This window comes from Crossiella cryophila (genome assembly GCF_014204915.1).
GTDB lineage: Bacteria > Actinomycetota > Actinomycetes > Mycobacteriales > Pseudonocardiaceae > Crossiella > Crossiella cryophila.
Genome location: NZ_JACHMH010000001.1, coordinates 9,631,952 through 9,647,512 on the forward strand (window position 1 = coordinate 9,631,952; position 15,561 = coordinate 9,647,512).

13 protein-coding genes are annotated in these 15,561 nt (G+C 71.2%); 4 read left to right on the forward strand and 9 right to left on the reverse strand.

All coding sequences use genetic code 11. The annotated features are described in order from the left end of the window. Window positions 1–519: 519 nt before the first annotated feature. Entirely contained in the window at window positions 520–3,897 is a 3,378-nt protein-coding gene (locus tag HNR67_RS41360; protein ID WP_185009167.1) for a pyruvate carboxylase, read from the reverse strand. Window positions 3,898–4,132: 235 nt separating this feature from the next. Here HNR67_RS41360 and HNR67_RS41365 point away from each other — a divergent pair, with 235 nt between their 5' ends. Further along, complete coding sequence (locus HNR67_RS41365) at window positions 4,133–4,585, forward strand: hypothetical protein (protein WP_185009169.1); 453 nt, start codon at window positions 4,133–4,135, stop codon at window positions 4,583–4,585. On the opposite strand, the gene recG is transcribed toward HNR67_RS41365, so the two are convergent. Continuing rightward, on the reverse strand, window positions 4,582–6,792 hold the full coding sequence (gene recG, locus HNR67_RS41370) for an ATP-dependent DNA helicase RecG (protein WP_185009171.1): 2,211 nt from the start codon (window positions 6,790–6,792) through the stop codon (window positions 4,582–4,584). The genes HNR67_RS41365 and recG overlap by 4 nt on opposite strands. Before the next feature lie 28 nt (window positions 6,793–6,820). Further along, complete coding sequence (locus HNR67_RS41375) at window positions 6,821–8,422, reverse strand: DAK2 domain-containing protein (RefSeq protein ID WP_312989294.1); 1,602 nt, start codon at window positions 8,420–8,422, stop codon at window positions 6,821–6,823. Between the two features lie 200 nt (window positions 8,423–8,622). Here HNR67_RS41375 and rpmB point away from each other — a divergent pair, with 200 nt between their 5' ends. Then, entirely contained in the window at window positions 8,623–8,814 is a 192-nt protein-coding gene (rpmB, locus tag HNR67_RS41380) for a 50S ribosomal protein L28 (protein WP_185009173.1), read from the forward strand. A 962-nt stretch (window positions 8,815–9,776) separates the two neighbouring features. On the opposite strand, the gene HNR67_RS41385 is transcribed toward rpmB, so the two are convergent. From HNR67_RS41385 to HNR67_RS41405, 5 genes are all read right to left on the reverse strand, one after another. After that, a complete protein-coding gene (locus tag HNR67_RS41385) occupies window positions 9,777–10,451 on the reverse strand; it encodes a uracil-DNA glycosylase (RefSeq protein WP_185009175.1) in 675 nt (224 codons plus the stop codon). Window positions 10,452–10,495: 44 nt separating this feature from the next. Continuing rightward, a complete protein-coding gene (locus HNR67_RS41390) occupies window positions 10,496–11,152 on the reverse strand; it encodes a hypothetical protein (RefSeq protein WP_185009177.1) in 657 nt (218 codons plus the stop codon). A 122-nt stretch (window positions 11,153–11,274) separates the two neighbouring features. Next, entirely contained in the window at window positions 11,275–11,796 is a 522-nt protein-coding gene (locus HNR67_RS41395; RefSeq protein WP_185009179.1) for a gamma carbonic anhydrase family protein, read from the reverse strand. A gap of 15 nt (window positions 11,797–11,811) precedes the next feature. Further along, the gene (locus HNR67_RS41400) at window positions 11,812–12,303 is read right to left on the reverse strand and encodes a GNAT family N-acetyltransferase (protein WP_185009181.1); all 492 of its coding nucleotides are present in this window, start codon (window positions 12,301–12,303) and stop codon (window positions 11,812–11,814) included. A gap of 67 nt (window positions 12,304–12,370) precedes the next feature. Next, window positions 12,371–13,342: a thiamine-phosphate kinase gene (locus tag HNR67_RS41405; RefSeq protein ID WP_185009183.1), complete on the reverse strand. Its 972-nt coding sequence runs from the start codon at window positions 13,340–13,342 to the stop codon at window positions 12,371–12,373. A gap of 96 nt (window positions 13,343–13,438) precedes the next feature. Between HNR67_RS41405 and HNR67_RS41410 the strand changes: the two genes are divergently transcribed. Next, window positions 13,439–13,675, forward strand: a complete 237-nt coding sequence (locus tag HNR67_RS41410; protein WP_185009185.1) for an Lrp/AsnC family transcriptional regulator — start codon at window positions 13,439–13,441, stop codon at window positions 13,673–13,675. An 80-nt stretch (window positions 13,676–13,755) separates the two neighbouring features. Continuing rightward, a complete protein-coding gene (locus tag HNR67_RS41415; RefSeq protein ID WP_312989295.1) occupies window positions 13,756–14,343 on the forward strand; it encodes a DUF3515 domain-containing protein in 588 nt (195 codons plus the stop codon). 4 nt (window positions 14,344–14,347) lie between these two features. Here HNR67_RS41415 and HNR67_RS41420 read toward each other — a convergent pair whose 3' ends face one another. Then, window positions 14,348–15,448 carry a D-alanine--D-alanine ligase family protein gene (locus tag HNR67_RS41420; RefSeq protein WP_185009189.1) on the reverse strand — a complete coding sequence of 367 codons (1,101 nt, stop codon included), beginning with the start codon at window positions 15,446–15,448 and terminating at the stop codon, window positions 14,348–14,350. Window positions 15,449–15,561 lie beyond the last annotated feature (113 nt).

A 15,561-nucleotide genomic window follows, 5' to 3' on the forward strand; every position in this document is an offset into this window, starting at 1 on the left:
TGGGCGGGTTGGTGCACGAGCGGAAGATCAAGATCAAGGGCGTCCTCGCCGGACGGGCAGAAATCAAAGGATGGGGGGAGAAAATCAAGAGCAGAGAACAGTGCTCAGGTGCGGTTCCCCATCCCCGTCAGCCCTCCGATACCAAACCACATCCCAGCCAGCGGCCCCCTGCGGTTGGGAGGCTAGGGCGGCGGCAGGTTGCGGGGCCGCTGGCTGGGATGCGGTGTGTCCTCTCCAGGCTGACGGGGATGGGGAACCGCTCGGGTGGGGTTTGAAAAGCCACCCCGGCTGCTGGTGCGGGCTCCGCCCGGTCGCGGCGCGTTCGAACCGCCTAGCCGCAGTGTTCCCGGGCTTCGCCCGCCTGCCCCCAACGCTCACCGCTCCGGGCTTCGCCCGCCCGCCCGGTGTCCACAACGGCCAACACTCGGCCTGCGGTGTCCCGGTACAAAGCTCTCCCCCGGCCGGACTCCGTCGAGCAGAGCCTGACCGGGGGAGAGCAGTCGTTCAGCGGGAGCCGCCTCAGCCGAGTTCGATCAGCAGGTCCCCGCCCTCGACCTGCTGGACCTTGCCGATGGCCAGGCGCTTGACCGTGCCTGCCTTCGGCGAGGTGATGGCGGCCTCCATCTTCATCGCCTCGATGGTGGCCACGGTCTGGCCGGACTCCACCTCGTCGCCCTCGCCCACGGTCAGCGTGACCACGCCGGCGAAGGGCGCCGGCACGTGGTCGGCGTTGCCGCGGTCGGCCTTCTCCGCCTGCGGGACGTCCGCGGCGACCGAGCGGTCGCGGACCGCGATCGGGCGGAGCTGGCCGTTGAGGGTGGCCATCACCGTGCGCATGCCGCGGTCGTCGGCCTCGCCGATGGCCTCCAGGCCGATGAGCAGGCGGACGCCGGGTTCCAGGTCGACCGAGTACTCCTCCCCCGGGCGCAGGCCGTAGAAGAAGTCCTTGCTGCGGAGCACGCTGGTGTTGCCGTATGCCTCGCGGTGGGTGGTGAACTCCTTGGCGGGGGCCGGGAAGAGCAGCCGGTTCAGGGTCTGCCTGCGGTCGGTTTCCAGGCCACGGCGGTCGTCGTCGGTCAGCTCGGCTACCCGGCGCGGTTCCTTGCGGCCGGCCAGGGCCTTGGTGCGGAAGGGTTCCGGCCAGCCGCCGGGCGGGTCGCCCAGTTCGCCGGAGAGGAAGCCGATCACCGAGTCCGGGATGTCGAAACGGCCCGGCTCCTCCTCGAACTCCTCCGGCGCGACCCCGGCGCCGACCAGGTGCAGCGCCAGGTCGCCGACGACCTTGGAGGACGGGGTCACCTTGACCAGGCGGCCCAGCATCCGGTCGGCGGCGGCGTAGGTGGCCTCGATCTGCTCGAACTTCTCGCCGAGGCCCAGTGCGATGGCCTGCTGGCGCAGGTTGGAGAGCTGGCCGCCGGGGATCTCGTGGCTGTACACCCGGCCGGTCGGCGAGGGCAGGCCGGACTCGAACGGGGTGTAGATCCGCCGCACCGCCTCCCAGTACGGCTCCAGGTCGCACACCGCGCGCAGGTCCAGACCGGTCTCGCGCTCGGTGTGGTCGGTGGCCGCGACGATCGCGGACAGCGCGGGCTGCGAGGTGGTGCCCGCCATGGACGCGGCCGCGCCGTCCACCGCGTCCACCCCGGCCGCGATCGCGGCGGTGTAGGTGGCGAGCTGGCCACCGGGGGTGTCGTGGGTGTGCAGGTGCACCGGCAGGTCGAACTCCTTGCGCAGCGCCGAGACCAGGGTGGCCGCGGCGGGCGGGCGGAGCAGTCCGGCCATGTCCTTGACGCAGAGGATGTGCGCCCCTGCGGTGACCATCTGCTCGGCCAGCCGCAGGTAGTAGTCCAGCGTGTACAGCTTCTCGTTCGGATCCGACAGGTCCGCGGTGTAGCAGAGCGCGACCTCGGCGATCGCGGTTCCGGTGTCCTGCACCGCGCGGATCGCCGGGATCATCTGCTCGACGTCGTTGAGCGCGTCGAAGATGCGGAAGATGTCGATGCCGGTGGCGGTGGCCTCCTCCACGAAGGCCTGCGTCACCGCCTCCGGGTACGGCGTGTAGCCGACCGTGTTGCGCCCGCGCAGCAGCATCTGCAGGCAGATGTTGGGCACCGCCTCGCGCAGCGCGGCCAGCCGCTCCCACGGGTCCTCGGCCAGGAAGCGCAGCGCCACGTCATAGGTCGCGCCACCCCAGCACTCCAGCGAGAACAGCTCCGGGGTCAGCCGGGCCACGTGCGGGGCCACCGCCAGCAGGTCCTTGGAGCGGACCCGGGTGGCCAGCAGGGACTGGTGCGCGTCCCGGAAGGTGGTGTCGGTGACGCCGACCGCGGCGTTGCTGCGCAGCCAGCCGGCGAACCCGCGTGGTCCCAGTTCGATCAACTTCTGCCGGGTGCCAGCGGCCGGGGTGGCGTTGAGGTCGGCGAAGGGCAGCTTCTGCGCCGGGTCCACCGTGCTCGGCCGGACGCCGTTGGGCTTGTTGACGGTGACGTCGGCGAGGTAGGTGAGCAGCCGGGTGCCGCGGTCGGCGGAGTGCCGGGCGGTCAGCAGGTGCGGGCGCTGCTCGATGAAGGAGGTGGTGACCCTGCCTTCCTGGAAGTCGACGTCGTCGAGCACCGCCTGCAGGAACGGGATGTTGGTGGACACACCGCGGATGCGGAACTCGGCCACCGCGCGCCGGGACTTCGCCACCGCGATGGCGAAGTTGCGCCCGCGACAGGTCAGCTTGACCAGCATCGAGTCGAAGTGCGCCGAGATCGCGGTGCCGGCGAAGGTGGTGCCGCCGTCCAGGCGCACGCCGGAGCCGCCGGGCGAGCGGTAGGCGGTGATCCGGCCGGTGTCCGGGCGGAAGCCGTTGGCCGGGTCCTCGGTGGTGATCCGGCACTGCAGCGCCGCGCCGTGCAGGACGATCGACTCCTGGGTCAGACCGAGGTCGGCCAGGGTCTCCCCGGAGGCGATCCGGATCTGGGCCTGCACCAGGTCGACGTCGGTGACCTCCTCGGTCACCGTGTGCTCGACCTGGATGCGCGGGTTCATCTCGATGAAGACGTGCTTGCCCTGCCGGTCCAGCAGGAACTCGACCGTGCCGGCGTTGACGTAGCCGATCTGGCGGGCGAAGGCGACCGCGTCCGCGCAGATCCTGGCCCGCAGCTCGGGGTCAAGGTTGGGCGCGGGGGCGATCTCGATGACCTTCTGGTGCCGCCGCTGCACCGAGCAGTCGCGCTCGTAGAGGTGGATCACGTTGCCGGCGGCGTCGGCGAGGATCTGCACCTCGATGTGCCGTGGTTCGACCACGGCCTGCTCCAGGAACACGGTGGCGTCGCCGAAGGCCGATTCGGCCTCCCGCATCGCCGCCTCCAGGGCCTCGCGCAGCCCCTCCGGCCGTTCGACCCGGCGCATACCGCGTCCGCCGCCACCGGCGACGGCCTTGACGAAGACCGGGAACCCGACCCCCTCTGCCGCGGCCAGCAGCTCCTCGACGTCGGCCGATGGCGCGGACGAGCCGAGCACCGGCAGGCCGGCCGCCTTGGCCGCGGCGATCGCGCGGGCCTTGTTGCCGGTGAGCTGGAGCACCTCGGGGGTCGGCCCCACGAAGGTGATCCCGGCTTCCCGGCAGGCGTGCGACAGGTCGGGGTTCTCCGAGAGGAAGCCGTAGCCGGGGTAGATCGCGTCCGCGCCCGCCTTGCGCGCGGCCTTGATCACCTCTTCCACGGACAGGTATGCCCGCACCGGGTGCCCCGGATCACCGATCTCGTAGGCCTCGTCGGCCTTCAACCGGTGCAGGGAGTTGCGGTCCTCATGGGGGAACACGGCCACAGTGCCAGCGCCGAGTTCGTATGCCGCGCGGAACGCGCGGATAGCGATCTCGCCGCGGTTGGCGACAAGGACCTTCCGGAACATAACCAGCTCCTCCTGGTGGCGGACAGGCCAGCCGAAGCACCGTATCGCGGTACTCCCGCCAGTCGGGAGAACCATCCCAGGTGACGGGCGTCTCCCCTGATGTGCGCAACCGGCCCCCAACTGGGTCGTTCGATCGCGCAAAACCTCCGGTGGACGGGTGCGACGTTGACCCGACCAGGTCCGTCGCGCACAGTGACCCCCCGTACGCAGGGGGGCCGGACGAGCAGAGGTCGTGATGGCAAGAGTCGTGTCCAGCATCGCCCAGTCGGTTCTGGTGGAGAACGACCACTTCACGCTGCACGACGACCGCGGCCCGGCGCCCAGCCTGCCACCGGACCCGGTGGACCGCGACCTGGTGCACGCCGACCTGGGCCACGCGGTCTTCCGCAGCGCCGCGAGCACGCACTACGCGGCGGTGCGGGTGGAGCTGTGGGACGGCGAGCCGCTGCGCTCCACCGCCGAGGGCTGGGACGCCAAGGGCGCGGTGGAGGTGCTGGCGGGCAGCGCGGAGCTGGTGCTCGGACCGGTGGTCACGGTGAGCGAGACCGCGCGGCTGTCGTTGCCGGTGCCGGGGCGGTACCGGATCGACGCGGCCTCCCGCGGGCGGGCGGACATCCAGGCGCTCGGGCCGGGGTCCTACGCGCACGGGGTGGAGAACTGGGTGATCCGGATCTGGCCGGTGGGTTAGGCCTTCTCGAGGTACTCGGCCTTCTCCGCGTCGACCAGGGACTGCAGCAGCCCGGCCAGGCCGGGGTAGGCGCGTAGTTCCGGGTCCTCGGTGAGCAGGGCCACCGCCTCGGTGCGGGCGGTGGCGATGACGTCCTCGTCGCGGAGCAGGGACAGCATCTTGAGGGTGGACTTGGCGCCGGACTGGGTGGTGCCCAGGATGTCGCCCTCGCGGCGGAGTTCCAGGTCCATCTGGGCCAGCTCGAAGCCGTCGGTGGTGGCCGCGACCGCGTCCAGGCGTTCCCTGGTCGCGGTGCCGCCGGGGGCCTCGGAGACCAGCAGGCAGAGCCCGGCCGCGCTGCCCCGGCCGACCCGGCCGCGCAGCTGGTGCAGCTGGCTGACGCCGAAGCGGTCCGCGTCCATGATCGCCATCACGGTGGCGTTGGGCACGTTCACGCCGACCTCGACCACGGTGGTGGCCACCAGGACCTGGACCTTGCCGTCGGCGAAACCGCGCATCACGGTGTCCTTGTCCTCCGGCGCCAGGCGGCCGTGCAGGATGCCGACGTTGAGGCCGGCCAGGGGTCCGGCGGCCAGTGCGGGGGCCACGTCCAGCACGGCCAGCGGCGGGCGGCGGTCGCCCTTGCCGCCCTTGTCCTCCTTGGGCGGCTCCAGGCTCGGGTCGTCGGCGCCGTCGATGTCGTCCTCGGCTTCGGCCTCACCGATCCGCGGGCAGACCACATATGCCTGGTGACCTGCGCGGACCTCCTCGGTGATGCGCTGCCAGACCCGGTCCAGCCAGGCCGGCTTCTCCGCGGTCGGCACCACGTTGGTGCTGATCGGGGAGCGGCCGCGGGGCAGCTCACGCAGTGCGGAGACCTCCAGGTCGCCGTAGACGGTCATGGCCACCGTGCGCGGGATCGGGGTGGCGGTCATGACCAGCACGTGCGGGCTGGTGCCCTCGCCGGCCCTGGTGCGCAGCGCGTCCCGCTGCTCCACGCCGAAGCGGTGCTGTTCGTCCACCACGACCAGGCCCAGGTCGGCGAAGATGACCTTGTCCTGGATCAGCGCGTGCGTGCCGACCACGATCCCGGCCGTGCCGGAGGCGATGTCCAGCATCGCCTGCCTGCGTTCCTTGGTGCTCATCGAGCCGGTGAGCAGGGTGAGCCTGGTGGCGTGGCCTGGCGCGCCGAGTTCGCCAGCGCGGGCCAGGTCGCCGAGCATCTCGGCCAGTGAGCGGGCGTGCTGGGCGGCCAGCACCTCGGTCGGGGCGAGCATGGCCGCCTGCCTGCCCGCGTCCACCACCTGCAGCATCGCCCGCAGCGCGACGATGGTCTTGCCGGAGCCGACCTCGCCCTGCAGCAGCCGGTTCATCGGGTGCTCACCGGAGAGGTCGGTCGCGACCGCCTCGCCGACCTCCTGCTGACCGGCGGTGAGCTGGAACGGGAGCTGCTTGTCGAAGTCGGCGAGCACGCCGTCCGGGCGGGGCGCGCAGCGCGGGGCCGGCCGGGCGCCGGAGACGATCCGGCGCTGGGCCAGCACCAGCTGCACGGCCAGCGCCTCATCCCACTTGAGCCGGTTGCGCGCGCTGGTCACCTCGGCCCAGTCGGCAGGCCGGTGCACCTTGCGCAGCGAGCCGGACAGGTCGGCCAGGCCGTGCCGGGCGCGCACCACCTCCGGCAGCGGGTCCTCGGTGCCGTCCCACAGGTCCAGGACCTGGCGCACGCACTTCTCCACCACCCAGGTCTCGATGCCCTTGCTGGCCGGGTAGACCGGGATCAGGCCGCGGGCGAACTCGTCGGCGACCGAGTCGTCCTCGTCCGCGCCGAGCAGCTTGTAGTCGGGGTGGGCGAGCTGGAGCGCGCCGTTGAAGGAGGTGACCTTGCCCGCGAACAGCCCGCGCTTGCCGACCACCAGGTCCTTGGCCCGGTGCGGCTGGTTGAAGAAGGCGATGGTCATAGCCCGCTGGCCGTCGGTGATCGTGGACTCCACGATCGAGCCGTACTTGGTCTTCATCCGGCGCACCGTGGTGGAGCGGACCTCGGCCAGCACGGTGGCGTGCTCGCCGATCTCCAGTCCGGCGATGCTGGTCAGCTCGCCGCGCTCGGCGTAGCGGCGCGGGTAGTGCCGGAGCAGGTCGCCGACGGTGCGCAGGTTCAGGCCTTTGTCCAGGGCCTCGGCGGTCTTGGCCCCGAGCACGTGGTCCAGCCGGTCGTCGAAGGTGGTCATCGCCGTCCATTCAACCGCGTGGCACTGACTATTCGACGCCCAGCAACACCATCGCGCCGCGCGGACCACCCGAGTACGCGGCCAGGTCGACCTCGGGGTGGGCGCGGCGCAGGTGTTCCTCGACCTCGCCGACCAGCTCCGGCGGCGCGGCCGCGCCGAGCAGCAGGGTGACCAGTTCGCCGCCCGCGGAGAGCATCCGGTCCAGCAGCTCGCACACGGCAGGGGCCGGATCGGCGCTGATCAGGACGACCTCGCGGTCGATCATGCCGAGCAGGTCGCCAGGACGGCAGCGCCCGGCCCAGGTGATCGCCTCGGCCTGGGCGACGGCCAGTTCGCCGCGCCGGGTGGCCGCGGCGGCCTCGGCCATCGCCACCACGTCGTCGCCGTGCCGCCGCTGCGGGTCGTGCACGGCCAGCGCGGCCAGGCCCTGCACCGGGGAGGCGGTGGGCACCACGACCACGTCGTAGCCGGAGCGCATGGCGTGCTCGGCGGCGTCCTCGGCGATCATGGTCAGCTCGGGATCGTTGGGCAGCACCACGATGTGCTTGGCGCCGGCACCGGTGAGGGTGGCCAGCAGTTCGGCCGCGGCGGGCCGCTGCCCGGTCCACTGGCAGACCACCGCGCCCTCGCCGCGGAACAGCTCGGCCAGCCCGTCCCCGTCGGCGAGCACCACCACCGCGCGGTCGCGCAGCAGGCCGGTGGGCTCGGTGGGCAGCTGGTCGGCGAAGCGGATCACGGTGATCCGGTGCGGCCTGCCCGCCTCCACCCCCGCCTCGACGGCCGCGCCCACGTCCTGGCAGTGCACGTGCACGGTCCACAGACCCGCGCCGTCGGAGACCACGGAGACGCAGTCGCCCAGTTCGCTCAGCCGGGCGCGCAGGGCGGCGCAGCGGGTGTCGTCGGTGCTGTCCAGCAGGTACATGACCTCGTAGTCGTACTCGGCCGAACCCGCCTCGCGGGTGGCCTGGAGTTCGGCCTTGCCACGCCGGACCAGGGCGTCGAACCGGGCGGATGAGGGCAGAGGCAGGCCGGTGACCACGGCGGTGAGGGTTTCCAGCAGCACCAGCAACCCGCGGCCACCCGCGTCGACCACGCCCGCGCGGGCCAGTGCGGGGAGCTGGCTGGGGGTGCGGGCCAGGGCGTCGGCCGCGGCGGTGCTGGCGGCGAAGGCCACCTGGTCCAGGGTCTCGCCCGCCACGGCGGCGGCCTCGGCGGCGGCGTGCATGACGCTGAGCACGGTGCCAGGGGCCGGTTCGCTGACCGCGGCGGTGGCCAGCCGATCGGCCAGCCGGAGTCCGTCCTTGAGCGCGGGCCCGGTGAGCGTGCCGTCCAGGCGCAACGCCTCGGCCAGCCCACGCAACACCTGGGACAGGATCACCCCGGAGTTGCCGCGCGCCCCCGCCAGCGCGCCCTTGGCCAGCGCGGCCAGTGCCGACCCGCCGTCCACCGCGATGACCTGGTCCAGGGCCTCCAGCGCGGCCCGCATGGTGTGCAGCAGATTGCTGCCGGTGTCCCCGTCGGGCACCGGGAAGACGTTGATGCGGTCGATCGCCTCGCGGTCGGCGGTCAGCGCCTGCACGCAGGCCGCGGCCCACCCCCGCACCGCGACCGCGTCGAGCACCTGCAACACCTGCGGCCGCCTCCCTCTAGATGTTGCACGCGAGACTAGTCGGTAGGGCCGGTTTGGTTGGGCGTGCGTGCACCAGATACGCTGTCGGGGTTGCCCGGCTCGGCCTGGGCTCATGCACGCATCCGCACCCGGGTACGTGCGCCCGTTTTTGCCAGCTGGCATCGCGGACTCTGTAGAACAACGTGTAAGGAGTGTCTGACGTGGCTGCCGTTTGCGACGTCTGTAGCAAGGGGCCGGGCTTCGGCAAGTCGGTCTCGCACTCCCACCGGAGGACCAACCGCCGGTGGAACCCGAACATTCAGACCGTGCGCGCGAAGATCGGCCTGTCGCAGCGCAAGCGCCTGAACGTGTGCACCTCCTGCCTCAAGGCGGGCAAGGTCGCCCGCGGCTGAGTTCGGCCGCAGCTTCGGCGAGAGGCCCGGATCACATCAGTGGTCCGGGCCTCTCGCTGTCTGCCGAGCAAGATCATCCCGAGTGTTGGCCGTTGTCGTACGGAGTGTTGGCCGTTCTTGTACGGAGTGTTGGCCGTTGTGGGACGGGTCGTTGGCCGTTGTTGTACGGCCGCAGGCCGGGGGTTGGGGTTTGGGGTTGGGGGTAAACCCCCACGACGAGGGTTCTCGCGTGTTCTCCGTACGGCCTGGAGCTTGCTGACCGCGCCTCGCCGAGTGGCCCCTGCAACCTGCTTCCGCCCTAGCTTCCCATCGTGACGGGGGCCGCTCGGTGAGGTGTGGTTGGCTTGCGGAAGGCCGTGCGGAGAACACGCGAGCCCTCGGAGCCACGCTGGAACCGGCCCCGGCAGCCCAAACCCCGCCCCGCAACCTGCTCATCCCGGTTCTTGATCTGCCCTCCCCCCTCCGGTGGTCTGCCCGGCCGGCGAGGCCATCCTTTGTCTTTTGATCTTGATCTAAAACCCAAAGTCAAGATCAAGATCGTCCTCGCCGGACGGGCAGAAATCAAAGGATGGGGGGGAAATCAAGAACAAGGGCAGAGATGAAGAGCAAGAGCAGTGCTCGTACGGTTCCCCCATCCCCGTCAGCCCTCCGATACCAAACCACATCCCGGGCACGCAGACCGTTGCGGTTGGGAAGCTAGGGCGGCGGCAGGTTGCGGTCTGCGCACCCGGGATGTGGTGTGTCCTCTCCAGGCTGACGGGGATGGGGGAACCGCTCGGGGAGTGTTGAAAAGCCACCCCGGCCGCCTGTCCTCGGGCTTCGCCCGGCCGCAATCGCCCAAGGCGTACAAGAACGGCCAACGTGGTGTCCCACAACGGCCAACACTCCGTACAACAACGGCCAACACGCCGGAAGCTCTGCGCGTGTTGGCCGTTGCGGGACGGTGTGTTGGCCGTTGTGGGTCAGAGCTTCCAGTCGATGGGGGCCGCGCCCTGTTCTTCGAGCAGGGTGTTGGCGCGGGTGAAGGGGCGGGAGCCGAAGAAGCCTCGGTCTGCTGACATCGGGGACGGGTGGGCCGACTCGATGCAGGGGACGCCGCCCAGGAGGGGCTTGAGTTCTCGGGCGTCTCGGCCCCAGAGGATGGCTACCAGGGGGGTGCCTCGGCCTGCCAGGGCGACGATGGCTTGTTCGGTCACCTGTTCCCAGCCCTTGCCTCGGTGGGAGGCGGGGCGGCCGGGGGCCACCGTGAGAGACCGGTTGAGCAGCAGGACGCCGCGCTCCGTCCAGGGGGACAGGTCGCCGTTGGGGGGTGGGGGGTGGCCCAGGTCCTCGCCGTACTCGCGGTAGATGTTGATCAAGCTCTTCGGCAGGGGGCGTACGTCGGCGGCCACCGAGAAGGACAGGCCGATGGCGTGGCCGGGGGTCGGGTAGGGGTCCTGCCCGACGATGAGCACGCGCACCTCGTCGAAGGGTTGCTTGAACGCGCGTAGCACGTTCTCCCCCGCGGGTAGGTATCGCCGGTCAGCGGCGATCTCCTCCCGGAGGAACTCCCCCATCGAGCCGATCCGGTCGGCAACCGGGTCGAGCGCCTTGGCCCAACCGGCTTCCATGATCTCGTGTAGCGGACGTCCAACCACGGAACGTGACCCTAGCGACGTACCGCCAGGCGCGGACCAGCGGGTCAGGCGCTCACCGTGCGTCGCCGCAGCCGGAGTTGCCGGTGGCGCAACGGCAACGGCCGTGGCCAGGCCCGCAGGAACAGCGCGGCGGCGTCCTCGGTGACCGCGCTGATGACGTCGGTGTGCTCGGCCGGGTCGTACCCCACCAGCACCGCCTCGGCCGCCACCAGCTGCCGGGCCGCCACATCGCAGAGCGCGGCCGCGACCAGCGGGCTGCCGGTCACCGGGTCGCCCAGCACCAGCGAGCGGCCGTGGCTGCCGATCACCGGCACGGCGTAGGCGGCCTCCCAGCGCCTGCCGTCGGCAGGCGGCCGGGGCGGGTAGCCGGGGTTGAACTCGACCAGCCTGGGCTGGATCCGCTTGGGCCGCACCGCGGTACAGGCCGGCAACGACTCGCCGTCGGCCAGCCGCACGCTGATCCGCGCGCCTGCCTCGGGAACGCCGTGCATGGTCACCGGCACCGCCCGGTGCACCGGCAATGCCTCGTTGACCGCGCCGATCGGCAATGACGCCAGTGGCGCGGCGGTGGTCGGATCGGCCAGCACCACCTCGGCCAGCACCTGCTCACCGCGAGCGGTGAACCGCTGCAGCGCGAGCGCGGGTCTGGACTCGGTACTCCGTAGTGGCGCGGCACAGCGCGCGTGGAACCTCGACAACATGTTCCTGCCCCCAGAAACATCGAACACCTGTGTCCGGGCAGACAACTGCCCGCCCGCGATCAAGCCTACGCCGAGGGCCGACACTCTGGGGGTGACCGGAGCCGGGGTCACCCGTACGGCTGTCAGTCGAGCCTGCGCAGCCCGTCCTTGTAGACCTTGATGTTGGCCACGTACAGCTCGACCCCCGGCTGCACCGCGTTCTCCGGCACCTCGAAGTTCTCCTTGATCTTCGCGGGCACCCCCACGGCGAGCCTGCGGGCCGGGACGTGGCCGTTGTTGGAGACCACCGCGCCCGCGCCGACGATCGCGCCTTCCTCGACCACCGAACCGTTGAGCACCACCGAGCCGGAGCCGATCAGGCAGCCGTCGCCGATCACCGCGCCCTCGATGTGCACGTTGTGCCCGACCACGCAGCCTGCGCCGATCAGGGTCGGGTGGATGTGCGTGCAGTGCACGATCGTGCCGTCCTGCACACTCGTCCGCTCCCCCACCTCGATCCGCCCGTAGTCCCCGCGCAGCACGGCGGTGGGCCACACCGAGACGTGCGCGCCGAGCGTCACGTTGCCGATCACCACGGCATCGGGATGCACGTAGGCGGTCTCGTGGATTACCGGTTCCAGGTCACCGAGGGCGTAGACGGCCATACGGAACTCTAACGTTCACTCGGCCGTCGCCGGAACGGCGATCCGCTTGCCGAAACAGCGACTGTTGTCATACCCGGCGTACACGCCGAACTTGGCGATCGGGGCGTATCCGCTGGAGCTGTAGAGGGCGATCGCCTCTGGCTGCTCGGTGCCGGTCTCCAGCACCATCCGGCGCCGCCCGGCGGCCAGCGCGGTGCGTTCCAGCTCGGCCAGCAGCACCCTGGCCAGGCCCCGGCCACGGGCGGCCTGCACCACGAACATCCGCTTCAGCTCGGCGTCGCCGTCGGCGAAGCCGGGCTCGTCGGAATCGTGCGCGCGCCAGCCGCCGCAGATCATCGGCACCCCGTCGAGGTAGCCGACCAGGAACAGCCCGCGCGGCGGGGCGAACTCGGCCGGGGTGACCGGGGTGATGTCCTCATCGCCGTAACGCACCACGTACTCCTGCTGCACCTCGGCGATCAGCGCCTTGGCGTCGGGATGGTCGTAGGCGAGGGTGCGCAGTTCCACGGGAAGCAATTTACGTCCCGCGCGAGTGAATGGAAATACATATTTCTGTATGACCAATCACCGCAGGTCAGTCCCGGCGCCAGTGCTCCCAGCCCGCCGCGCCCTCGTACGGCCTGCCGTCCACGGTCACCCCCGGACCGGCCACCACCGACCCGATCACCGTCCAGCCCTCGGGCACCGCCTCGGCGCCGGGGAAGGTGGCGGCCAGCGCGTGGTCCTCGCCGCCGGTGAGCATCCAGTGCAGTGGATCGGCACCCAGCGCGGAGGCCACGTCCAGCAGCCGCTGGTGCACCTCAAGGGATTTGCTGCGCACGTCCAGGCCGACCCCGGATGCCTCGGCCACGTGCCCGAGGTCGGCGAGCAGGCCGTCGGAGATGTCGATCATCGAGGTGGCCCCGGCCCGCGCGGCCTGCGCCCCGGCCGCGTACGGCGGTTCCGGCACCCGCTGCGCGCCGACCACGGCCACCGGCGAGCGGAACCCCCTGCCCAGCACGGCCAGTCCGGCGGCGGCCCAGCCGAGCCGTCCGCAGTACGCGAGCAGATCGCCCTGGCGCGCCCCGGAACGGGTCACCGGGTCCAGTCCGTCCAGGTGTCCGAGCGCGGTGACGGAGATCACCAACTCCTTCGCGGTGACCATGTCGCCACCCACCACCCCGGCCCCGGCGAGCCGGGCCTCCTCCCACATCCCGGCCATCAGTCCCTCGGCCACCGCGACCGGTGTGCCGGGCGGGCAGGCCAGGCCGACGAGCACCGCGGTGGGCACCGCGCCCATGGCCACCACATCGGCCAGGTTCACCGCCACCGACTTGCGTCCGACCTGCTCAGGAGTGGACCAGTCCAATCGGAAGTGCACGCCCTCGACCAACACGTCCGTGGAGGCGACCACCCGTCCGTCGGGCGCCGCCACCACCGCCGCGTCGTCGCCCGGACCGAGCAGGGTGCTGGGTGGTTGCACACGGCCATCGGTCACTCGGCGGATAAGCCCGAACTCACCCAGATCGGCGACGGTGTCCGCACTCTGCGGCGGCTCCGGGCACAAAGGGACCTCCAGTTCCGAGCTTTGCTTCCACCTCTGGGGTAAGTTCTGCCCACGATTCCTACCCCGAGCACAGCGGTCGAGACGAAGGGGCACGCCGTGGTCCAGGCTTACATCCTCATCCAGACCGAGGTCGGCAAAGCCGCCGCCGTGGCCGAGCGCATCGGCGGGATACCCGGGGTGATCACATCCGAGGACGTGACCGGGCCCTACGACGTGATCGTGCGCGCGGAGGCGGACACCGTTGACGACCTCGGCCAGCTCGTGGTCGCCCAGGTGCAGGCGGTTGACGGCATCACCCGCACGCTGACCTGCCCTGTGGTGCACATCAAGTAAGCGCTATACCGAAGGCCTGCCACCGCGCCCGTCCCGACCCGGGGGACGGGCGCGGTGGCATGTCGTGGTTGGCTAGTTCCGTGGCACCGAACGACCGATCCATCCCGCGTCCGCTGTTGATCGCGCTGATCGCGCTGCCGTTGCTGCTGGTGGCAGGGGTCGGCACGCTCGGTCTGCTCTACGGCTCCGGCAGTTCCGGGGCCGCGCCGACCTCGAGCACGCCCGCGCCGATCCGCACCGGACCGGTCGCGCTGCCGCCGATCCCGGCCGAGCAGTCCACCTCACCGGCCTGCGGCAGGCTGATCCAGGCACTGCCCAAGGAGCTGACCTCCAGCGGCGAGCAGATCGGCCGCAGGGAGATCGTCGCGCCCGCACCGGAGGGCACCATGGTGTGGGGCAACGAGAAACGGGATCCGGTCATCCTGCGCTGCGGCCTCGGCCGTCCGGACGAGCTGAAGCCGGACAGCAGGCTGGCCGACATCTCCGGCGTGCAGTGGCTGGAGCTGCCGGGCCAGGGCGCCAGCAGCTGGGTCGCGGTGGACCGGGAGATCTACGTGGTGCTCACCGTGCCGTCCGCCTCTGGCACCGGCCCGCTGCAGGGGGTGTCGGAGTCGATCCGCGCCACGTTGCCGCAGCAGAAGGTCGACACCGGCACCGCCCCGAAGTAGTCGATCAGCGCAGGCCGGTGCCACGGGCGATCGCGGTGTCGATCAGGGTGCTCAGCAGGGTCGGGTAGTCCACCCCGGTGACCGCCCACATCCGCGGGTACTGCGAGACCGGTGTGAAGCCCGGCATCGTGTTGACCTCGTTGACGATCAGCTGGTTGTCCTCGGTGAGGAAGAAGTCCACCCGAGCCAGGCCCTGGCAGTCCAGCGCGTGGAAGGCGGCCACCGCCTGGCGGCGGATCTCCTCGGAGACCTCGTCGTCGACCTTGGCCGGGAAGTCGAACTCGCAGACCTCGTCGGCGTCGAGGTACTTGGACTCGAAGTCGTAGAACTCGGTGTCGCCGACCACCCGGATCTCCGAGGGCAGGGACGCCTCGACCCGGCCGTCCGGGAACTCCAGCACGCCGCACTCGATCTCCCGGCCCACGATCCCGGCCTCCACCAGCACCTTGGGATCGGTCTGCCTGGCCAGTGCGATGGCCCCGTCGAGCTGGTCCCAGTCGGTGACCTTGGAGACGCCGATGGAGGAGCCCGCGCGGGCGGGCTTGACGAACACCGGCAGCCCGAGCCGCTCGCGCTGGGCGTCGGTGAGGGTCTTGTCCCCGCGGCGCAGCACCACGAAGTCGCCGTTGCGCAGGCCTTCGGCGGCGAGCAGCTTCTTGGCGAACTCCTTGTCCATGCCGGTCGCGCTGGCCAGCACGCCTGCGCCGACGTAGGGCAGCCCGGCCATCTCCAGCAGGCCCTGGATGGTGCCGTCCTCGCCGTAGGCGCCGTGCAGCACCGGGAAGACCACGTCGACCGCGCTGAGCACCTCGCCGCCACGGTCCGCGCCCAGGTGCACCAGGTCCGGCCGGGTCGGGTCGGCGGGCAGGGCCAGCGCGCCGGTGGAGCCGTCCACCTCGGGCAGCACGCGGTCGCGGATCTCCAGCGCCTTGGGGTCGCTGGCGCCGAGCACCCAGGCGCCGTCCCGGGAGATGCCCACCGGGATGACCTCGAACCGGTCCCGGTCCAGGTGGGTCAGGATGCTGCCTGCGGACACACAGGAGATGGTGTGCTCAGTGCTGCGACCGCCGAAGACGACCGCCACCCTGGTCTTGCGCTGCGTCATGGGCCCCGACCCTACCCGCGCACGCACGGCGACCATTCCGCCCCAAACCCGTACGCCGTGTTGGCCGATCTCGTACGCCGTGTTGGCCGAACTTGTACGGCCGTTCGGGCCAA